We start from the raw sequence: 18517 nt of genomic DNA on the forward strand, positions 1-18517 counted from the left end.
GATGAGTAAGATTTTTAATTAGTTTTGGCTAAAGCCAAAAGATGGGCTATACTTTTTAAGCGGGCTAAAGCCCGCTTCTATTGATAAAAATTGATGTAAATTATAATAAAAACAACAGTAAAAGTTGGCCTATTCACCAATCACCATTCACTTTTTACCACTTCCTTCATTTATATTTCTGAAATTGAACTTTTTAATAGATATAAGCTAAATAAAACATATCATATAAACCGACAAAAATCACTAAATTTGCAGACTTAATTAATCAACGATATTGAGATATTTACAATGAGCCAATTTAAAGAATACAAAAACCTCAACCTTATTGACGTAGCCGAGAATGTAGCGGAATTTTGGAAACAGAATAAAACGTTCAGTAAAAGTGTTGAGATTCGCGAGGGTAATGCCGAGTTTGTTTTTTATGAAGGTCCGCCTTCAGCAAACGGTATGCCCGGAATTCACCACGTTATGGCCAGAGCATTAAAGGATATTTTCTGTCGTTTCCAGACTCAGAACGGGAAGCAGGTTTTCCGTAAAGCGGGCTGGGATACACACGGACTTCCTGTGGAACTGGGCGTAGAGAAAGAATTAGGAATTACGAAAGAGGATATTGGCAAAAAAATCTCTATTGAAGATTACAACAAAGCCTGCCGTGAAGCGGTAATGCGATATACAGACGTATGGAATGACCTTACGGAAAAAATAGGATACTGGGTAGACCTTGAGGATCCGTTTATCACGTATAAGTCAAAATATATGGAGACGGTTTGGTGGTTGCTGAAGCAATTGTATGATAAAGAATTATTGTACAAAGGCTACACGATCCAGCCTTACTCTCCGAAAGCAGGAACAGGACTATCTTCTGCGGAATTAAATATGCCGGGAACTTATCACGATGTTTCTGATACTACCGTTGTAGCTCAGTTCAAAGTAAAAAAAGAATCTTCTGAATTATTTAGTGATGTGGAAGGAGACGTAAGCATTCTTGCATGGACGACAACTCCATGGACCTTGCCATCCAACACAGCATTGGCTGTAGGAAGAGATATTGAATATGTTGTAGTTAAAACGTTCAACCAATATACATTTGAGCCGATAGCTATTGTTTTATCCAGAGTTCTTTTACCTAAAGTATTCGGTAAGAAATATGCAGAAGGAACCGATGAAGATTTCGCTGGTTATACTGCGGAAAGCAAAGTGATTCCTTTCAAAATCGTAAAAGAATTTACAGGAGAAAAGCTTGCCGGAACTCATTATGAGCAGTTAATCCCTTGGTTTACACCTAATGACTCCCCTGAAAAAGCTTTCAGAGTGATTTTGGGAGATTTTGTAACGACTGAGGACGGTACCGGTATCGTTCACATCGCGCCTACTTTTGGTGCGGATGATGCGAGAGTGGCCAAAGAAGCCGGAATTCCACCCATGTTGATCAAAGACGAAAATGACAATCTCGTTCCGCTGGTAGATTTACAGGGAAGATTTATCAAAGGAGAAAATGTTCCTGAATTATTCTCAGGAAAATATATCAAGAACGAATATTATGATGACGGAACTGCGCCTGAGAAATCATGGGATGTGGAACTTGCCATCGTTCTGAAGACTGAAAATAAAGCCTTCAAAGTAGAGAAATACGTTCACAGTTACCCACACTGCTGGAGAACTGACAAGCCGGTCTTATACTATCCGCTGGATTCGTGGTTTGTGAAAATGACCGCTGTGAAAGACAGATTGGTAGATTTAAACAAAGAAATTAACTGGAAACCTAAATCAACGGGAGAAGGACGTTTTGCGAACTGGATTGAAAACGTAAACGACTGGAATTTATCCCGTTCAAGATATTGGGGAGTTCCGTTACCGATCTGGAGAACTGAAGATCTTAAAGAAGAAAAGATCATCGGATCTGTAGAGGAGTTATATAATGAGATTGAAAAGTCTGTTGCTGCAGGATTGATGAAAGAAAATCCGTTCCAGGGCTTTATCATAGGAAATATGTCTGAGCAGAACTATGAACTGGTGGATCTTCACAAGAATGTAGTAGACAAAATCATTTTAGTTTCAGATTCAGGAAAAGCCATGAAGCGTGAAAGCGACTTAATCGACGTTTGGTTCGATTCAGGTTCGATGCCTTACGCTCAGTTGCATTATCCTTTTGAGAATAAAGAATTAATTGACAACAATAAAGCGTTCCCGGCAGATTTTATTGCGGAAGGTGTTGACCAGACGCGTGGTTGGTTCTATACTCTTCACGCAATCGGAACAGCGGTTTTTGATTCAGTTGCTTATAAAAATGTAATGAGCAACGGTCTTGTTTTGGATAAAAACGGACTGAAAATGTCAAAATCCAAAGGAAACGCAGTAGATCCGTTCGAAACCCTTTCTGTATACGGTCCGGATGCTACCAGATGGTATATGATCTCGAATGCGAATCCTTGGGAAAACCTGAAATTCGACATCGAAGGAATTGACGAAGTGAGAAGAAAGTTCTTCGGAACACTTTATAATACGTACTCGTTCTTTGCATTGTATGCCAATGTGGATGGCTTCAATTATACGGAAAAAGAAGTGGAAAACCGTCCGGAAATCGATAGATGGATCCTTTCTGAGCTTAATCTTTTAATCAAAGAAGTAAAAGCATTCTACGAAGATTATGAACCGACAAGAGTAGCAAGAGCAATCAGCACATTTGTGAATGATAACCTGAGCAACTGGTACGTAAGACTGTGCAGAAGACGTTTCTGGAAAGGAGATTATTCTGATGATAAAATCTCAGCTTACCAGACTTTATATACGTGTCTTGAGACTGTGGCGAAATTATCAGCCCCTATTGCCCCGTTCTTTATGGATCAATTGTATCAGGATTTAAATAAAGTAACAGGAAAAGAAAACTGCGAATCTGTGCATTTAACAGACTTCCCTGTAGCTAATGAAAGTCTGATAGATCAGGATCTGGTGGAAAAAACACATTTGGCTCAGAACATCACGAGCATGGTTTTCTCCCTGAGAAAGAAAGAGAACATTAAAGTTCGCCAGCCCTTACAGAAAGTATTGGTTCCGGTTCTGGATGCGAAAACTGAGGAGCAGATTTTAGCCGTTGCAGACCTGATCAAGCAGGAAGTGAACGTGAAAGAATTACAGCTGATTAATGCTGAGGAAGCATCTCATTTAATTGTAAAACAAATCAAGCCGAATTTCAAAGCTTTAGGTCCTAAATTAGGGAAAGACATGAAAACGGTAGGCGGAGAAATTGCGAATTTCAGCACAGAGCAGATTGCCAGCCTTGAAAAAGAAGGAAAAATAGATATTCAAGGGTATGAGATCACTCTTGATGATGTAGAAATCTCTACAAAAGATATCCCGGGATGGACGGTAACTTCCGACGGGAAAACAACTGTGGCATTAGATTTGACGTTAACAGAAGAATTAAAATCTGAAGGTATTGCAAGGGAGTTCATCAACAGAATTCAGAATCTGCGAAAAGAGAAGGACTTTGAACTGACGGACAGGATTAAAATCTCCATTGAAGAAAACTCACCTTTCATTGAAGATGTTAAGAAAAATGAGGAATATATTTCATCTGAGGTCTTGTCAAATAAAATAGAAATTGTATCTTCACTTTCAAATTTTAACGAAATCGAAATAGATGAGGTTAATTTTAAGATAAATGTCGAAAAAAATTAACATATAGTTATTGTATTTCAAATTCCATTTCATAATTTTATTAAAAAAGAGAAAAGAATATGTCAGACGAAAGAGTAAGATACAGCGATGCTGATTTACAGGAATTTAAAGCTATCATAAGAGAAAAAATAGAAAAAGCAGAAAGAGATCTTCAGCTGATCAGAGAAAGTTTCATCAATGACCAGAATAATGGTACAGACGATACTTCTCCCACATTCAAAGCTTTTGAAGAAGGAGCAGAAACGCTGAGCAAAGAGCAGAACTCTATACTAGCAGGGCGCCAGGAAAAATTTGTGCGTGATCTTAAGAATGCTTTGATCCGAATCGAAAATAAAACCTATGGTGTATGCAGAGTGACAGGAAAGCTGATCCCTAAGGAAAGACTTTTAGCCGTTCCTCATGCTACGCTGAGCATTGAAGCGAAAAATATGCAGAAATAAACCGTTAAGGTTTGTAAAAATACTATTGGGTTTATATCGTATTCACGGATACTTTATAAACCTAATTTTTAATGTATACCCATGAGCGAAGTATTAATTTTAGCAATTATTGTTGCTGCAGTTTTACTGTTTTTCAATAGAGAATGGATCAAAAACAGATTCTTTCCTGACCGACAGAAGAACTACACCATTGATGATCAGTTTAATTCTGATAAACGTGAAAGGGAAAAAGAAATTGACAGAATTTTGAGTAAGATGGGCAAAAACGGGGTTAGTGACCTGTCTGCAAAAGACCGGAAAAGACTCGATGAGCTGTCCAAAATGTAACATTTAAAAAAGAAAAGAAAATGGAATCTATCATAGTACATCCTAAAAATCCTATGGAACTGAGTGCACTGAAAAGTGTTTTAAAAGATATGAACATCAGATACGAGCGTGCTCAGACCAAAAATACGTTCCATACAGAAAAGGTAGCCAAGAAAATCTTTGACAAGAAAAATTCTGAGAAACCTTCTAAACCAAAAGGACAGTAATGAAAAAGATCTTAGCTATAACATTTTTAGTATTGTTAATTGATCAGGCTTCAAAAATTTACATCAAAACCCACTTCAATCTGGATGACAGTGTTACTGTTCTTCCGGGCTTTAAACTGACTTTTGTAGAGAATCCGGGAATGGCTTACGGGCTTCATTTCGGAGGTATTATCGGGAAATATTTCCTGGTGATCCTTAGACTTTTCTTAATTGGAGGAATGGTTTATATGTTCAAAAAATGGCTGCAGCAGGGAGCATCCAACTATCTTTTGATCCCAATGGCTATTATTTTTGCCGGTGCCATTGGAAATATCATTGACGGAATGTTTTATGGACTTATCTTCGACAGCGGAACAGTTTACGACCCAAGCATCGACCGATGGATAGGATATGGAGGAGTTTCGAAGTTTGTTCCTTTCGGACAAGGTTATTCTGCTTTTATGAAAGGCTGTGTAGTAGATATGCTTCACTTTCCTCTGGTAGACTGGTATGTTCCTGATAATATCCCTTTGATTGGTGGTAAACACCTTGAATTCTTCAAGTATATTTTCAATGTGGCTGATTCTGCCATTACGGTAGGAGCTGCTTTATTATTAATATTCAGAAAAAAAGCTTTTCCTAACGGACTTGAGTTTTAAAAAACAGGATTCCGGATGAAAAAAGTAATCAAAAATATTTTTAAAATTTTCCTGCTGCTTGTTGTAGCGGGAATTATTTTTATAGCCTGGGCTAACTACAGTATCAGAAAAGAAAGCAGCGCTTTTGTTTCTTACAATATCTCTGATGTACCTGAAACCAAAGTGGCTTTACTGCTCGGAACCGGAAAGAATCTGAACAACGGCATGCCGAATGCTTATTTCTACAACAGGATACAGGCCGCTATAGACCTGTATAAAAGCGGAAAGATCAAATATATTATCGTAAGCGGAGACAACAGCACCAAAGATTATAATGAACCGGAAGATATGCAGCTTACTTTAATGAAATACGGCATTCCAAAGGACAGGATTATAATGGATCATGCCGGATTTCGTACTCTGGATTCCGTGGTAAGGGCAAAAGATATCTTTGGACAGAAGAAGCTGGTGATCATTTCACAGAAATTCCACAATGAAAGAGCTGTTTTTCTGGCTAAAAAAAACGGAATAGAAGCTTTCGGGTATAATGCTAATGATGTAAATAAATACGCCGGCTTAAAGACCAACCTCAGAGAGTATCTGGCCAAAGCAAAGGTTTACTGGGATTTGCTTTTCGGAGTACAGCCGAAATTCGGGGGAGAAAAGGTTATTATTCCTTAACTATCTATCTTTACTGAAAATAACGTTGCTTTTTAGCTTAAAAATTCTCCGCGATTTTAATTTCACACAAACATCTGTGCAAATCTGTGTAATCTGCGGGAGAATTAATTAAATTTGCAATTCATTAATTTTTATAAATAATTTAAACAAATGTCAAGAATTCTTACCGGCATTCAAGCCACCGGAACCCCCCATCTTGGAAATCTTCTTGGGGCGATTATTCCTGCTATTGAACTTTCCAAGCAGGAAGGAAATGAATCATTTTTATTCATTGCGAATCTTCATTCTCTTACCCAGATCAAAGATGCGAAGGTTTTAAAACAGAATACCTACGAGATCGCTGCGGCTTGGCTTGCTTGTGGGCTGGATACAGAAAAAACATATTTTTACAGACAGAGTGATATCCCTGAAACCTGTGAACTTTCTTGGCATTTATCATGTTTTTTCCCTTACCAGAGATTAACCCTTGCTCATTCATTTAAAGATAAAGCAGACAGGCTTCAGGACGTTAACGCCGGACTGTTCACCTACCCTATTCTGATGGCTGCGGATATTTTACTGTATGATGCAGAAATAGTTCCTGTAGGAAAAGATCAGCTTCAGCATCTTGAAATTGCCCGTGATGTAGCATCAAGGTTCAACAATCAAATGGGAGAAGTTTTTGTACTTCCTCAATCTGAGCTTCAGGAAGACACGAAATATGTTCCCGGAACAGATGGCCGTAAAATGTCTAAATCCATGGGAAATATCATTAATATATTCTTACCTGAAAAAGAGCTGAAAAAACAGGTAATGAGTATAGAAACCGATTCTAAAGCTCTGGAAGAACCAAAAGACCCTGAAACAGATAAAGTTTTTGCGATCTATGAATTAATTGCTACTCCTGAGCAGACGGAAGAATTAAGAGCTAAATACTTAGCCGGAAACTTCGGTTACGGACACGCCAAATTAGAGCTTTTAAATCTGATTTTAACCCGTTTTGCAAAAGAAAGAGAAATGTTCACTTATTATATGAACAATCTGGATGAGCTGGAAGCAAAACTTCAGGAAGGTGCTGCAAAAACAAGAGTAGTTGCAACAGAAACCATTAAAAAAGTAAGAGCAAGCTTAGGAATTTAAACATTAAGATACCAAAGCATTGTTTTTAGAAAGAATAAAGCAGTGCAATCCATCTTCAAACTCATAGACAATATCCCATCCGGGATATTGTTTTGTTATAGTCCTGATGATAGAGAGTCCCAAACCGGTAGAACTATGGTCTGAGCCCTGCTTATAAAAGCGGTTGAAGATCTGCACTTTGTCCAATGGAACACCATTACTGCTATTCCGGAAGACGAGCCTGTTATCTTCTATAATGATATTGACAATCCCCTCCTGATTATTATATTTAATTGCATTTTTAAGCAGATTGGAAAGCAGGATATCCGCCAGATCAGGATTAAAGTCTGCCCCAAAGAATCCTTTTTCGACAATGCTGACTTCAATTTTTTTGAATTCGATAAAATCCTCGTAGCTTTTAACCAGTTCCGCAATCATTTCATTGAAATTTACTTTTGACATTTTATTGAACTGACTATTCTCTATTTTGGAAAGCATCAGCAGGGATTTATTCAGTCCTGCCATTCTTCTCAGGTCTCCTTTCACTTCAGTAAGGAAATTCATATTCTTCTTGTCAAGATCATCATTCTGGATCATCAGATCGATCTTATTAGTCACAATAGCCAGCGGTGTCTGAAGTTCATGAGATGCATTTTCAATGAATTGCTTCTGCTGATGGAAAACAAATTCGTTCCGTTTAATCATTTCCTCTATTTCCACATTAAGCTCTTCAAATTCTTTGATAGAATAATTCTGAGGTTCCTGTGGGGAAGAAGCTCCGAACTGGTATTTCTTTAATCTATTTAAAATGGCATAGAACGGACGCATGGCTTTGTTCAGCATATACCCATTGACAGCAACAATACTGATCACAAGTAAAATATACAGCACGATTAAAGCTGTAGTCAGGTCATACACCAGCTCGTCCTGCTCTACAGTAGAAGTCCGTATTTCAAGTCTCTGGCGTTTTCCGAACTGATCTATAAAATCGGTCTCAAGTACGCGATAAGGCTGGTCCTTATCATCATATTCCATATAGAACATCTTGTTATAGAGCCTGTTTTTATCTTTATATTCAGATTCTGAAATCGGTTTGATCTTAAATTCGTTAAATCCGAAATTTTTACTGTCCAGCAGTTTAGGATCGTGATATACCGCTTTAATAATTTGTATCTTTCTGTCTTTCAGTCCGTCATCTACATTATCATAAACTTCGTCCAGGATATAGGCATAAAATAGCGCCGCCCAGACCGCAATGATCAACAGCAGAATGCCGATCATATATTTGATAGTGTAATATTTTAAGGAAACTTTCATTTAGACAAATTTATAACCAATTCCGTAAACGGCCTGGAAATCGGCTTCTGCATTGAGGCTTTTCAATTTTTTACGGAGATTTTTAATTTGTGAATAGATAAAGTCCAGACTGTCTGCCTGGTCAATATAATCTCCCCAGATGGCTTCAGCCAAAGTCGTTTTCTGCAGCGTTTTTTCCGGGTGAATCACAAAATAGTACAGGAGGTCATATTCCTTACGGTTAAGAATCAAATCTTCATTCCCGACTTTAACGGTTCTGTTTTCCGGATCAATACTGATGTTTTTATAGGTAATTGTATTTTCCCCATCCTGATTCTTTCTTCTGATTACAGACCTGATTCTCGCCATTAACTCAGCAAGATGAAAAGGTTTTGCCAGATAATCATCGGCCCCTATTTCCAGTCCTGCCACCTTATCATCAACAGAATCTTTGGCCGATAGAATAATCACAGGATCTTTCTTATGCAGCTTCCTGATTTCTCTCAGCAGGTCAATTCCATTTCCATCCGGCAGCATAATATCCAGAAGAATACAGTCATATTCATACGAAATGATCTTTTCCAGCCCTGTATTGTACGTAAGGGCAAATTCTACAATAAAACGCTCTGCTTCCAGAAAAGTCTGTACAGTATCTTTCAGTTCCGGTTCATCTTCTATGATTAATATCTTCATTCTGCAGTATTGGTCTATCAAATATATGAAATAGAAGAAAGATGAAAACTCATGGTTATTTTCAAGGACTGTTGTTTTTACAATAGTAATTAAATATTCTTCAATCGATACTGTTACTTAAAAACTTCCATCTTCTAGCTTTCATCTTCCTTCAGCTATATTTTTTCAATTGAATTAATCATCAATTCTCTTGAAGTTTCCTTTTCTGTCAAATTCAAGATCCAGGCCGTTAGAAAGTTCTGCTTTATAAGACCACCTTTCTTTTTCTATCTTAACGATATAGGTATTTGGAAAGTTCTTAGCAGCATAGTTCCTGATCGATGCCGGAATAAATGCATAAGGCAGCTTCTGATGTTTTCCGTCCACTTCTTTCCAGTCTCCGCTACTGTCGAATTCTACCTTCATCCCGTTGGCCAGATATACCTGATATTCATCAACACCATAGATTTCTCTGTCTTCGATTGCCGATCCTACAGCAACACCTTTAAAATGGGAGGCAAGGAAATTTTTAGCCGTTTTAGGCAGTTGATTGGCATTGATTGCTTTGTCCTGTGCAAAGATAAAACCGCCTGCCAGTAAGAAAATTAAAACGAATGCCCCGGTGATTTTCCTAAAATTTCTCATAATCTTAAATTTTTTCTGTTTTATTATGGAGCAAAGTTCAGAATCAATTTAGGAAAGAATTAGGAAAAATGAAAAGTGGAGAATGAATAATGAAAAAAAATTGAACCATTAAGATCAGATAAGTGTTTAAGAAAATTAAGAAAGCTGCTGCTTAATAAAATCATTTGATTTTTTCTTAATTAAACTTAAGACCTTCAATCATCTTAATGGTTCAAAAAAATAAATTTTGCAGCTATTGAAAGCTGTGTATTTTATAAATATTCTTTAATCTGCAAAAGATGGGTAATACTTTTCAGACCTTCTTCCTGCTTATTTTCTTTATACACATCGAAGAAGATTACATCAATTCCATAATTCTGGGACCCGACAACATCCGCGATCCAGTCGTCACCAATCAGGATACTTTCTTCTTTACCGGCTTCTGCAAGCCTCAACGAATATTCAAAGATCTTCGGATTGGGTTTTCTCACCCCTACAGAATCAGCACTGGTAATGGTTTTGAAATATTTATCAATTCCTGAAAGGATGCATTTCCTCTCTGTTACTTCCTGGAAGCCATTGGAAATAACGTGCAGCGTATAATCTTTTGATTTCAGATATTCCAAAATGTACTCTGCACCTTCTACCAGCTCGTTGTGGTTGAGGATCTTATCCAGGAAATGCTCTTCAAAATATTGCGAAAGCTCTTCATCATCCACTCCGAAATGTTTGAAAGTATCATAGAAACGGTGTTTTCTCAGGTATTCTTTACCGATAATACCGTCTCTGATCTTTTCCCAAAGGCTCTCATTAATTTCATGATAGACAGAATGGAAGGCCTCAAAATCGATATTATAATGTAAGGTGATTTCCTGTTTTTCAAAAAGGTCTTTGATGGTAAGGTAAGCGTTCTTACGGTGATCCCAGAGCGTATTGTCCAGGTCAAAAAAAATGTGCTGAATTTTCATACAGCACAAAATTACTCAATTTAATTTTTGGAAATCGGGAAATTCTTGCTTTTGGTTTGTACCAATTCAAGACTTTTGGAGTAACTCAGTAAAAAATCAATTGTTTGTTTCTTAGGTTTCAAAGTTTTCACTTTTAAGGAATCATTTTTTTTCATAGGCGAAAGTATGTTTTCCTTTAAACGTGAATTTTTCGAAAATATTATTCTAACGTGTCAATACAATGTTATTTTCGTCCATGATTTTTCTCAGGTTAATGAGTGCATAGCGTACTCTTCCCAATGTGGTATTGATACTCATATTGGTATGATCTGCAATTTCTTTGAAACTTAAGCCATCGAAAAATCTTAATTTAATAACTTCCTGCTGATTTTGTGGCAAGAACTGAAGCATCCTCAAAAGATCTTCCTGGATCTGCAACGTTACTAGCTGCTCTTCAATATTTTCTGAAGGCTCCCGGATCAGATCGAAAATAGAATACTCATCTGTTTCAAAAGTAGTTTCTGAAACTTTAACGTTTTTCGCTTTCAGTCTGAAATGATCAATAATAAGGTTGTGTGCAATTCTTTTTGCCCAAAGAATAAATTTTCCTTCTTCGTTATATCGTCCTTCTTTCAACATCAGGATGATTTTCATGAATGTATCCTGAAAAACATCATTGGCCAGGTCTTCATCATTAATTTTGTAAAAAATGAATGTAAACAGTTCTCTCTGATGACGATGAATAAGGGCTGATAGGGCTTCTTCATCTCCTTTCTGATAAAGGGAAATTAGTAGGCTGTCCGTTTTTGATTTCATAACTCTTCTCAATAATAAAAAATTTGCAGACCAGCAATTCTCCAGATATTTTATCTGGCCCTAGCTGTAAATACAAAACAGTTTTTTAGAGTAAAGTAAAATCAATAGGCAGTACAATTATTATATGGTGTAAATATAATAATTTTTTAATAACTGTTAACCTATTATTAAATTTTTACGGGAAAATTTAAAAAAAATCACTTAAACATATCATGAATAAAGACTGTAGGAATATTTAATGTTAAATTAACATTTAAGCCTTTCAGCTCTTTTCCGTTCAAACGGGCCTCTCCGATTGGGAAAGCATAGCCTCCGGTAAGATCCAAAAGGCCGAAAAGAGTAACTCCTATTTTTGGTGCGATATATTTATTAGTTCCTTCTGCCCCAATTAAAAGATAATATGAGTGGTAGAAATCTACATTTTTTTCAAAATTAAGAAGAACATCAGCCTGCAGTTTCGGCATGATCGCAAACTTAGACCCGGCGGATCCCATTAAAGCAGATGCACCCAAACGGTATATCACATCATCATTCTTCAGAAAAAGCAGCTTCCCTCCCAATTCTCCAAAGCTTTGGTTCTGGTATGTATATCCTGCGGTGACCATTTTATGCATGGTATACTGTGCCCTTGCCACTATGCTCAGGAAAAATATAAAAAGTACGGTAACTGCTGATCTAAAATTCATCATCTCTAATTATTTAAGGTGTAAAATTAAAAAAAACTGCCTTACCCAAAGATAAAGCAGTCCTATTTATTATTTCTGAAGACAAATTAAATGCCGAAAGCAGCTTTAATTTCGTCTACTTTGTCAAGTTTTTCCCAGGTAAAGAACTCAAGACCTGTAAGGGTAATTTCATTTTTCTGACCTTTATTGAATGTTTTGTCAGCTATATAATGCTCTTTCCCCATATGCCCGTAAGAAGCCGTTTCCTGGTAGATAGGATTTCTTAATTTTAAGTTCTGCTCAATGGCATAAGGTCTTAAATCAAAGATTGAAGTCACTTTTTTAGCAATATCACCATCATGAAGATCTACTTTCGCAGTTCCATAAGTGTTGATATACAAACCGCAAGGTTCAGCAACACCAATTGCATAGGAAACCTGTACCAGAACTTCGTCAGCTACTCCTGCAGCCACTAAGTTTTTAGCGATGTGCCTTGTAGCGTAAGCAGCACTTCTGTCTACTTTCGACGGATCTTTTCCAGAGAAAGCACCACCACCGTGAGCTCCTTTTCCTCCATAGGTATCTACGATAATTTTTCTTCCCGTAAGACCTGTATCCCCGTGAGGACCTCCGATCACAAACTTCCCTGTTGGGTTGATGTGATATTTGATCTGATCGTTGAACAATGCCTTGATCTCTTCAGTCTGCTGAGCTACCACTCTTGGAACCAGGATCTTTTTGATGTCTTCACGGATCTTATCCAGCATTTCTTCTTCAGTTCCAAAGTCATCATGCTGTGTAGAAACCACAATAGAATCAATTCTTACCGGCTTGTGATCGTCAGAATATTCAATTGTTACCTGGCTTTTTGCATCCGGACGAAGGTAAGCGATTTCGTTTCCTTCTCTTCTCAATACAGAAAGTTCTTTAAGGATCGTGTGGGCAAGGTCTAAAGCAAGAGGCATATAATTAGCCGTTTCGTTGGTTGCATAACCGAACATCATCCCCTGGTCACCAGCTCCCTGTGCGTTAGCTTTGGCTTCAAAAGATTCGTCGTTTACTGCTCTATCCACTCCCTGGTTGATATCCGGAGACTGTTCGTGAATCGCGGAAATTACTCCACACGAATCTCCATTGAACATATATTCTCCCTTAGTGTATCCAATTCCGTTAATAACATCTCTTGCAATAGTTTGAACATCAAGATATGCATCGGACTTCACTTCTCCGGCCAGCACGACCTGCCCTGTTGTTACAAGGGTTTCACATGCTACCTTAGAGCTTTTATCATATGCTAAAAAGTGATCGATTAATGCATCGGAGATCTGATCGGCAATTTTATCCGGATGTCCTTCTGAAACTGATTCAGATGTAAATAGATAAGACATATTATTCTTTGTTTTTTAGATTAAAATATATGAAGAAAAATAAGAATAAATTGCCTAGAAAGAATACTGTTTTAGCATATTTTTAGAGAGGTTGCAATCAGGTCAAATTTTTCCTCGTTTATAAACGTTCGCAAATTTAAGTACTATTTTTTTAATACTAAAGGTTTTTGCTTATTAATTGTAATTTTCTTAAGATTAATGATTTATATCACTTTGCGGTCTTCTTAGTTCATTGCGGTTTGATGCTCACAAATTCCTTTGGATTTACATGATAATTCAGTTTAAGCTCAAGGGATTTTTTGATAGACAGCGCCAGCTCATCAATAATTTTCTGCTTAAAAGTCGGCTTATAGTAAATAATGCTGATCTCTCTGTAAGGAAAAGGTTTTTTGAACCTGAAAACATTTTCTTTTTGTTCTTCCGAAAGCTGGCTCAATGCTAATTCCGGCAGAATGCTGATCCCTCCCACTTTATCCACCATATGAACCAAAGTCTGAATATTGGATGCTAAGAAATCTAAATTCTTAGGCTTTAATGTATTTTCTTTTAAATGACAGATATTCTCAAACTGGTTTCTCAGGCAGTTCCCTTCTTCCAGGAGCCAGACTTTTTCCACATTCAGTTCTTCAGGTATGATGTAAGAATTCTTTTTATTCGCTTCCGTATTGGAGCTGTAGATCATCAATTCTTCATTGAAAAGAAAGTCCTGATAAAATTCATCAGCAGAATCATAAGGGGTAGAAATAATTCCGGCATCCAGTTCACCTGCTTTTAAAGCCTTGACAATATTATCTGTGGTCATTTCTTTTACATTCATCTGGATTTTCGGATTATCTTCCAAAAATTTAAAGATTTCTGTCGGCAAAATGAAAGAAGAAACGGTAGGAATGATTCCTAAATTGATCGTTCCTCCTAAAATATTATTCAAAAGGTTGGCTTTATTTTTCAGCTCATTGACAGATTCTATAATTACCTTTGCCTGATCAATGATTTGGAGCCCAACATCTGTAGTACGGATTGGGTGTGTTGTTCTGTCGAACACCTTCACATCCAGTTCATCCTCAAATTTTTGTATCATCGCACTTAATGTAGGCTGTGTAATAAAGCATGCCTGAGCTGCTTTACCAAAATGTTTGTACTTATCTACAGCGATAAGATACTCCAGTTGCTGAATGTTCATCTGATTAATATTATCTATTACAAAGATAAAATGTTTTTGCTATTTGTAATCAAAAATTCAAGTAAATTTGATATTTAATACGTCTGCATAAGACAGTTTACAAGGGAAATCAACCATACAAATCATAACTATATGGATTCTAAAAAATTAACGCTAAGCAATGGCGCACCTTATTTTGAACATCAGGACTCACAGACAGTAGGTCCCAGAGGGCCTGTCCTGCTGCAGGATTTCATTCTTCAGGAAAACCTTGCGCACTTTGTAAGGGAAAGAATCCCCGAGAGAATTGTGCATGCCAAAGGAACCGGAGCCTACGGAACATTTACCGTAACACACGACATCAGTCAGTATACAAAAGCCAAATTATTTTCAAAAATCGGAAACTCATGCAGAATGTTTGCCCGGTTTTCTACTGTTGGGGGTGAAAAAGGAAGTGCAGATACAGCAAGGGACCCGAGAGGTTTTGCTTTAAAATTTTATACGGAAGACGGGAACTGGGATCTGGTAGGAAATAACACGCCGGTATTCTTTATTAAGGATGCCAAAAAATTTCCAGACTTCATCCATACCCAGAAAAGAGTTCCGAAAACCAATTTAAAGAGTGCCACGATGATGTGGGATTTCTGGAGCCATAATCCGGAATCTCTTCACCAGGTCCTTATTTTAATGTCTGACAGAGGAACACCTTATGGTTACAGACATATGCACGGGTTCGGATCACATACTTTTTCGATGATCAATGCTCAAAATGAAAGAGTCTGGGTAAAATTCCATTTTATAACAAAACAGGGAATCAAAAACTTCACTGATGCAGAGGCCGTAAAGATGGCTGGAGAAAACCCGGATTTTGCACAGGAAGATCTTTGCAACGCCATTGAAAATGGAGATTTTCCGAAGTGGACCATGTATATCCAGGTGATGACGGAAGAGCAGGCAAAAGATTTCAGATGGAATCCTTTTGATATTACGAAAGTATGGTTTCATGATGATTTCCCGATGATCGAAGTAGGTGAAATGGAACTGAATGAAGTTCCTGTCAATTATTTTGCACATGTGGAACAGTCTGCATTTTCACCAAGCAGTCTTATTAACGGAATCAGTTTTTCTCCGGATAAAATGCTTCAGGGAAGGTTATTCTCTTATCCCGATGCCCACAGATACAGAGTGGGAGTCAATGCTCACCAGCTGGAAGTAAATCGTTGTCCTTTTGCAGTCAACAACTACCAGAGAGACGGTTTTATGGCAGATTCCAGTCAATACCAGGATAAACCGAATTATTTCCCGAACAGCTTTGATGACATTAAGCCGGATCCGGGTTATAAGAATTATGAATATGAGCTGGACAGTGCCCATGTTGCCAGCTATAACAGAAATGAAAATGATGATGATCATTATACCCAACCCGGATTACTGTATACAAAATCGATGACCGCTGAAGATAGAGAGCACCTAATCAGCAACATCGTAGGAAGTATGAGAGGAATTTCCGGGCCGAAAAAAGATGAGATCATCAACCGTCAATTATGTCACTTTTTCAGGACTAATATAGAACTTGGCATGAAAGTGGCATCTCAGCTAAATATCAATATTGATGCTAATATGATGAATCATTCGAAATAGGATTTTGAAGGATTCATTAAGTAAAAGGAAAAAAAACTAATATTTTTTCCTTTTTTTTGCAAAAAATTCATAATTTGCAAAAAATAATATTTTATAGTGGAAAAATGAGTTACGAAAATATATTATTAGAAAAGGAAGGGAAATTAGCTGTTGTAACCATAAACAGACCTCAAAGCTTAAATGCTTTAAATGCAAAAACGATTCAAGAGATAAGCTCAGCCATGGATGAACTTAACGCTGATGTGTCCTGTAGAGTAATCATTATTACAGGAAGCGGCGAAAAATCATTTGTAGCGGGAGCCGATATAAAAGAATTCAGTGATTTTGGACAGGAAAAAGCCGAAGAACTGGCCAGAAACGGGCATAATACCCTGTTCAACAAAATTGAAAATACATCTAAGCCTGTTATTGCAGCCGTGAACGGTTTCGCATTGGGAGGAGGTTTAGAGCTAGCTATGGCTTGCCACATCAGATATGCATCAGAGAATGCAAGACTGGGGCTTCCGGAAGTTACTCTGGGATTAATTCCGGGGTATGGAGGGACCCAAAGGCTTCCTAAATTGGTAGGAAAAGGTATTGCCAACGAAATGATCTTCTCAGCCAAAATGATTCCTGCTCAAAAAGCAAAGGAAATCGGATTGGTGAATGAAGTATACCCTATTGAAGAATTATTAACCAAAACAAAAGAATTAGCGAATATTATAGCCAATAACTCACCAATGGCTATATCAAAGGCCATCCAAGCCGTAAACTTGTCTGACACGGATAAAGGTTTTGAATCTGAAATCAAGTATTTCGGAGAACTTTTTGAAATGAACGACAAGAAAGAAGGAGTTAACGCTTTTTTAGAGAAAAGAAAGCCTAATTTCTAAGATTTTTAATCCAAATTATTTCGAAAAAAACTAATGCTGCGGTATGAATAAGTTTGATAAAGCTTATCTAAAAATGGCCCAGGAGTGGGCAAAATTATCCTACTGTAAGAGAAAACAGGTAGGAGCTCTTATCGTAAAAGATAGGATGATTATTTCAGATGGTTACAATGGAACTCCCTCGGGATTTGAAAACTGCTGTGAAGATGGAGAAGGGAAAACACACTGGTATGTACTTCATGCGGAAGCCAATGCTATCTTAAAGCTGGCCGCTTCCACTCAGTCTGCAAAAGGTGCTACGTTATATTTAACGCTGTCGCCATGCAAAGAATGCAGTAAGCTGATTCTGCAGGCTGGAATTACAAGACTTGTGTATATTAATGAGTATTCAGACGACGACGGGATAGCGTTCTTGAGAAACCATAACATTGAAATAGAACAAATATCGGACTGTGAACTAAAAAAATAAGCACAAATGACCTGGGATGAAAAGATCAAAGATTTTGAAATATTTCTTCGTTTCGAACGAAATTTTTCAGAAAACACTCTCGATGCCTATATTCGAGACATCAAAAAATTAAAAGATTATGCCGAAGTGGATCTGGAAAACGTCGGTCCAGACTCTATCGGTTACGAAAACTTACAGGAATATATCTTCAATCTTTCCAAACAGAAGTTCAGCGAAAGATCACAAGCAAGATGGATTTCTTCGATAAAAGCTTTCTTCAAGTTTCTGCTTGAGGACGAGTTCAGAGAAGATAATCCTGCCTCACTGCTTGAAGGTCCAAAACTGGGATTGTATCTTCCTGACACCTTAAGCCTGCCTGACATCAATAAGATTATTGCAGCCATTGAGTCGCATTCTGACCTCGGAAAGAGAAATCATTGTATCATTGAAGTTCTTTACGGATGCGGATTACGTGTCTCGGAACTTATTGACCTTAAGATTTCGAACATCAATTTCAAAGAACAGTACATTAAAGTAAACGGAAAAGGCAACAAAACACGTTTCGTTCCTTTAGCCGATTATACTGCTGAACTTTTGGAAACTTACATTAAAGAAGTACGTTCGAAAAGCAAGATCAATAAAAAATATGAGGATACGCTGTTTCTTAACAGCCGTGGAACATCCATGTCCAGAGTAATCGTATTTCTGATCATTAAAGAACTTACAGACAAAGCTGGGGTAAGCAAAAAAATATCTCCACACACTTTCAGACATTCTTTTGCAACGCACCTTTTACAGAATGGGGCAGACCTTCGTTATATCCAGGAAATGCTGGGACATTCCAGTATTACCACTACGGAGATCTATACTCATCTGAAAACAGAAGAACTTCGGGACGTGATTTTAACTTATCACCCGAGAAATATTAATATTGCTCAATAAAAC

General features: G+C 37.4%; 19 protein-coding genes. 11 read left to right on the top strand and 8 right to left on the bottom strand.

The window, feature by feature from the left end; all coding sequences use genetic code 11:
- The first annotated feature begins 288 nt into the window (after window positions 1-288).
- From ileS to trpS, 7 genes are all read left to right on the top strand, one after another.
- Window positions 289-3678, top strand: coding sequence for an isoleucine--tRNA ligase (gene ileS / locus ACTJIV_RS18290; RefSeq protein WP_440629071.1), 3390 nt, complete (start codon window positions 289-291; stop codon window positions 3676-3678).
- Window positions 3679-3737: 59 nt separating this feature from the next.
- Window positions 3738-4118: a TraR/DksA family transcriptional regulator gene (locus tag ACTJIV_RS18295; protein ID WP_048505480.1), complete on the top strand. Its 381-nt coding sequence runs from the start codon at window positions 3738-3740 to the stop codon at window positions 4116-4118.
- A gap of 81 nt (window positions 4119-4199) precedes the next feature.
- Window positions 4200-4445 carry a DUF6576 domain-containing protein gene (locus ACTJIV_RS18300; protein WP_223557696.1) on the top strand — a complete coding sequence of 82 codons (246 nt, stop codon included), beginning with the start codon at window positions 4200-4202 and terminating at the stop codon, window positions 4443-4445.
- A gap of 20 nt (window positions 4446-4465) precedes the next feature.
- The gene (locus ACTJIV_RS18305; RefSeq protein ID WP_111958618.1) at window positions 4466-4651 is read left to right on the top strand and encodes a DUF2683 family protein; all 186 of its coding nucleotides are present in this window, start codon (window positions 4466-4468) and stop codon (window positions 4649-4651) included.
- On the top strand, window positions 4651-5289 hold the full coding sequence (locus tag ACTJIV_RS18310) for a lipoprotein signal peptidase (RefSeq protein ID WP_111958616.1): 639 nt from the start codon (window positions 4651-4653) through the stop codon (window positions 5287-5289). The genes ACTJIV_RS18305 and ACTJIV_RS18310 overlap by 1 nt, the downstream gene beginning before the upstream one ends.
- 15 nt (window positions 5290-5304) lie before the next feature.
- Entirely contained in the window at window positions 5305-5949 is a 645-nt protein-coding gene (locus ACTJIV_RS18315) for a SanA/YdcF family protein (RefSeq protein ID WP_440629072.1), read from the top strand.
- 150 nt (window positions 5950-6099) lie between these two features.
- Window positions 6100-7068 (top strand): tryptophan--tRNA ligase, encoded by a 969-nt coding sequence (trpS, locus tag ACTJIV_RS18320; RefSeq protein ID WP_111958612.1) that lies wholly within the window; start codon window positions 6100-6102, stop codon window positions 7066-7068.
- Window positions 7069-7071: 3 nt separating this feature from the next.
- On the opposite strand, the gene ACTJIV_RS18325 is transcribed toward trpS, so the two are convergent.
- The 8 genes from ACTJIV_RS18325 to ACTJIV_RS18360 all read right to left on the bottom strand — a co-directional run bounded on the left by ACTJIV_RS18325 (window position 7072) and on the right by ACTJIV_RS18360 (window position 14635).
- Window positions 7072-8364: a sensor histidine kinase gene (locus ACTJIV_RS18325; protein WP_440629073.1), complete on the bottom strand. Its 1293-nt coding sequence runs from the start codon at window positions 8362-8364 to the stop codon at window positions 7072-7074.
- Window positions 8365-9036 carry a response regulator transcription factor gene (locus tag ACTJIV_RS18330; RefSeq protein ID WP_336378150.1) on the bottom strand — a complete coding sequence of 224 codons (672 nt, stop codon included), beginning with the start codon at window positions 9034-9036 and terminating at the stop codon, window positions 8365-8367.
- A 174-nt stretch (window positions 9037-9210) separates the two neighbouring features.
- Entirely contained in the window at window positions 9211-9660 is a 450-nt protein-coding gene (locus tag ACTJIV_RS18335) for a PepSY-like domain-containing protein (RefSeq protein ID WP_223557701.1), read from the bottom strand.
- Window positions 9661-9911: 251 nt separating this feature from the next.
- A complete protein-coding gene (locus tag ACTJIV_RS18340) occupies window positions 9912-10607 on the bottom strand; it encodes a YjjG family noncanonical pyrimidine nucleotidase (protein ID WP_440629074.1) in 696 nt (231 codons plus the stop codon).
- 204 nt (window positions 10608-10811) lie between these two features.
- Window positions 10812-11402: an RNA polymerase sigma factor gene (locus ACTJIV_RS18345; RefSeq protein WP_111958602.1), complete on the bottom strand. Its 591-nt coding sequence runs from the start codon at window positions 11400-11402 to the stop codon at window positions 10812-10814.
- A 197-nt stretch (window positions 11403-11599) separates the two neighbouring features.
- A complete protein-coding gene (locus tag ACTJIV_RS18350) occupies window positions 11600-12091 on the bottom strand; it encodes a hypothetical protein (RefSeq protein WP_440629075.1) in 492 nt (163 codons plus the stop codon).
- An 83-nt stretch (window positions 12092-12174) separates the two neighbouring features.
- The gene (metK, locus tag ACTJIV_RS18355; protein WP_111958598.1) at window positions 12175-13455 is read right to left on the bottom strand and encodes a methionine adenosyltransferase; all 1281 of its coding nucleotides are present in this window, start codon (window positions 13453-13455) and stop codon (window positions 12175-12177) included.
- A gap of 229 nt (window positions 13456-13684) precedes the next feature.
- The gene (locus ACTJIV_RS18360) at window positions 13685-14635 is read right to left on the bottom strand and encodes a LysR substrate-binding domain-containing protein (protein ID WP_111958596.1); all 951 of its coding nucleotides are present in this window, start codon (window positions 14633-14635) and stop codon (window positions 13685-13687) included.
- Between the two features lie 132 nt (window positions 14636-14767).
- On the opposite strand from ACTJIV_RS18360, the gene ACTJIV_RS18365 reads away from it, so the two are divergent.
- From ACTJIV_RS18365 to xerD, 4 genes are all read left to right on the top strand, one after another.
- The gene (locus ACTJIV_RS18365; RefSeq protein ID WP_223557703.1) at window positions 14768-16255 is read left to right on the top strand and encodes a catalase; all 1488 of its coding nucleotides are present in this window, start codon (window positions 14768-14770) and stop codon (window positions 16253-16255) included.
- Between the two features lie 104 nt (window positions 16256-16359).
- Window positions 16360-17127, top strand: coding sequence for an enoyl-CoA hydratase/isomerase family protein (locus ACTJIV_RS18370; RefSeq protein WP_336378147.1), 768 nt, complete (start codon window positions 16360-16362; stop codon window positions 17125-17127).
- A gap of 43 nt (window positions 17128-17170) precedes the next feature.
- Window positions 17171-17593, top strand: a complete 423-nt coding sequence (locus ACTJIV_RS18375; protein ID WP_111958590.1) for a deoxycytidylate deaminase — start codon at window positions 17171-17173, stop codon at window positions 17591-17593.
- A 6-nt stretch (window positions 17594-17599) separates the two neighbouring features.
- Window positions 17600-18514 (top strand): site-specific tyrosine recombinase XerD, encoded by a 915-nt coding sequence (gene xerD / locus ACTJIV_RS18380; protein ID WP_111958588.1) that lies wholly within the window; start codon window positions 17600-17602, stop codon window positions 18512-18514.
- The last annotated feature ends 3 nt before the right edge of the window (window positions 18515-18517 follow it).

It is taken from the genome of Chryseobacterium sp. 22532, from assembly GCF_052044665.1.
GTDB lineage: Bacteria > Bacteroidota > Bacteroidia > Flavobacteriales > Weeksellaceae > Chryseobacterium > Chryseobacterium lathyri.

Bases quoted from the DNA above. Each gene is read 5' to 3' on its own strand.
- ileS (WP_440629071.1), top strand. From the start codon at position 289: ATGAGCCAATTTAAAGAATACAAAAACCTCAACCTTATTGACGTAGCC.
- ACTJIV_RS18295 (WP_048505480.1), top strand. From the start codon at position 3,738: ATGTCAGACGAAAGAGTAAGATACAGCGATGCTGATTTACAGGAATTT.
- ACTJIV_RS18300 (WP_223557696.1), top strand. From the start codon at position 4,200: ATGAGCGAAGTATTAATTTTAGCAATTATTGTTGCTGCAGTTTTACTG.
- ACTJIV_RS18305 (WP_111958618.1), top strand. From the start codon at position 4,466: ATGGAATCTATCATAGTACATCCTAAAAATCCTATGGAACTGAGTGCA.
- ACTJIV_RS18310 (WP_111958616.1), top strand. From the start codon at position 4,651: ATGAAAAAGATCTTAGCTATAACATTTTTAGTATTGTTAATTGATCAG.
- ACTJIV_RS18315 (WP_440629072.1), top strand. From the start codon at position 5,305: ATGAAAAAAGTAATCAAAAATATTTTTAAAATTTTCCTGCTGCTTGTT.
- trpS (WP_111958612.1), top strand. From the start codon at position 6,100: ATGTCAAGAATTCTTACCGGCATTCAAGCCACCGGAACCCCCCATCTT.
- ACTJIV_RS18325 (WP_440629073.1), bottom strand. From the start codon at position 8,364: ATGAAAGTTTCCTTAAAATATTACACTATCAAATATATGATCGGCATT.
- ACTJIV_RS18330 (WP_336378150.1), bottom strand. From the start codon at position 9,036: ATGAAGATATTAATCATAGAAGATGAACCGGAACTGAAAGATACTGTA.
- ACTJIV_RS18335 (WP_223557701.1), bottom strand. From the start codon at position 9,660: ATGAGAAATTTTAGGAAAATCACCGGGGCATTCGTTTTAATTTTCTTA.
- ACTJIV_RS18340 (WP_440629074.1), bottom strand. From the start codon at position 10,607: ATGAAAATTCAGCACATTTTTTTTGACCTGGACAATACGCTCTGGGAT.
- ACTJIV_RS18345 (WP_111958602.1), bottom strand. From the start codon at position 11,402: ATGAAATCAAAAACGGACAGCCTACTAATTTCCCTTTATCAGAAAGGA.
- ACTJIV_RS18350 (WP_440629075.1), bottom strand. From the start codon at position 12,091: ATGATGAATTTTAGATCAGCAGTTACCGTACTTTTTATATTTTTCCTG.
- metK (WP_111958598.1), bottom strand. From the start codon at position 13,455: ATGTCTTATCTATTTACATCTGAATCAGTTTCAGAAGGACATCCGGAT.
- ACTJIV_RS18360 (WP_111958596.1), bottom strand. From the start codon at position 14,635: ATGAACATTCAGCAACTGGAGTATCTTATCGCTGTAGATAAGTACAAA.
- ACTJIV_RS18365 (WP_223557703.1), top strand. From the start codon at position 14,768: ATGGATTCTAAAAAATTAACGCTAAGCAATGGCGCACCTTATTTTGAA.
- ACTJIV_RS18370 (WP_336378147.1), top strand. From the start codon at position 16,360: ATGAGTTACGAAAATATATTATTAGAAAAGGAAGGGAAATTAGCTGTT.
- ACTJIV_RS18375 (WP_111958590.1), top strand. From the start codon at position 17,171: ATGAATAAGTTTGATAAAGCTTATCTAAAAATGGCCCAGGAGTGGGCA.
- xerD (WP_111958588.1), top strand. From the start codon at position 17,600: ATGACCTGGGATGAAAAGATCAAAGATTTTGAAATATTTCTTCGTTTC.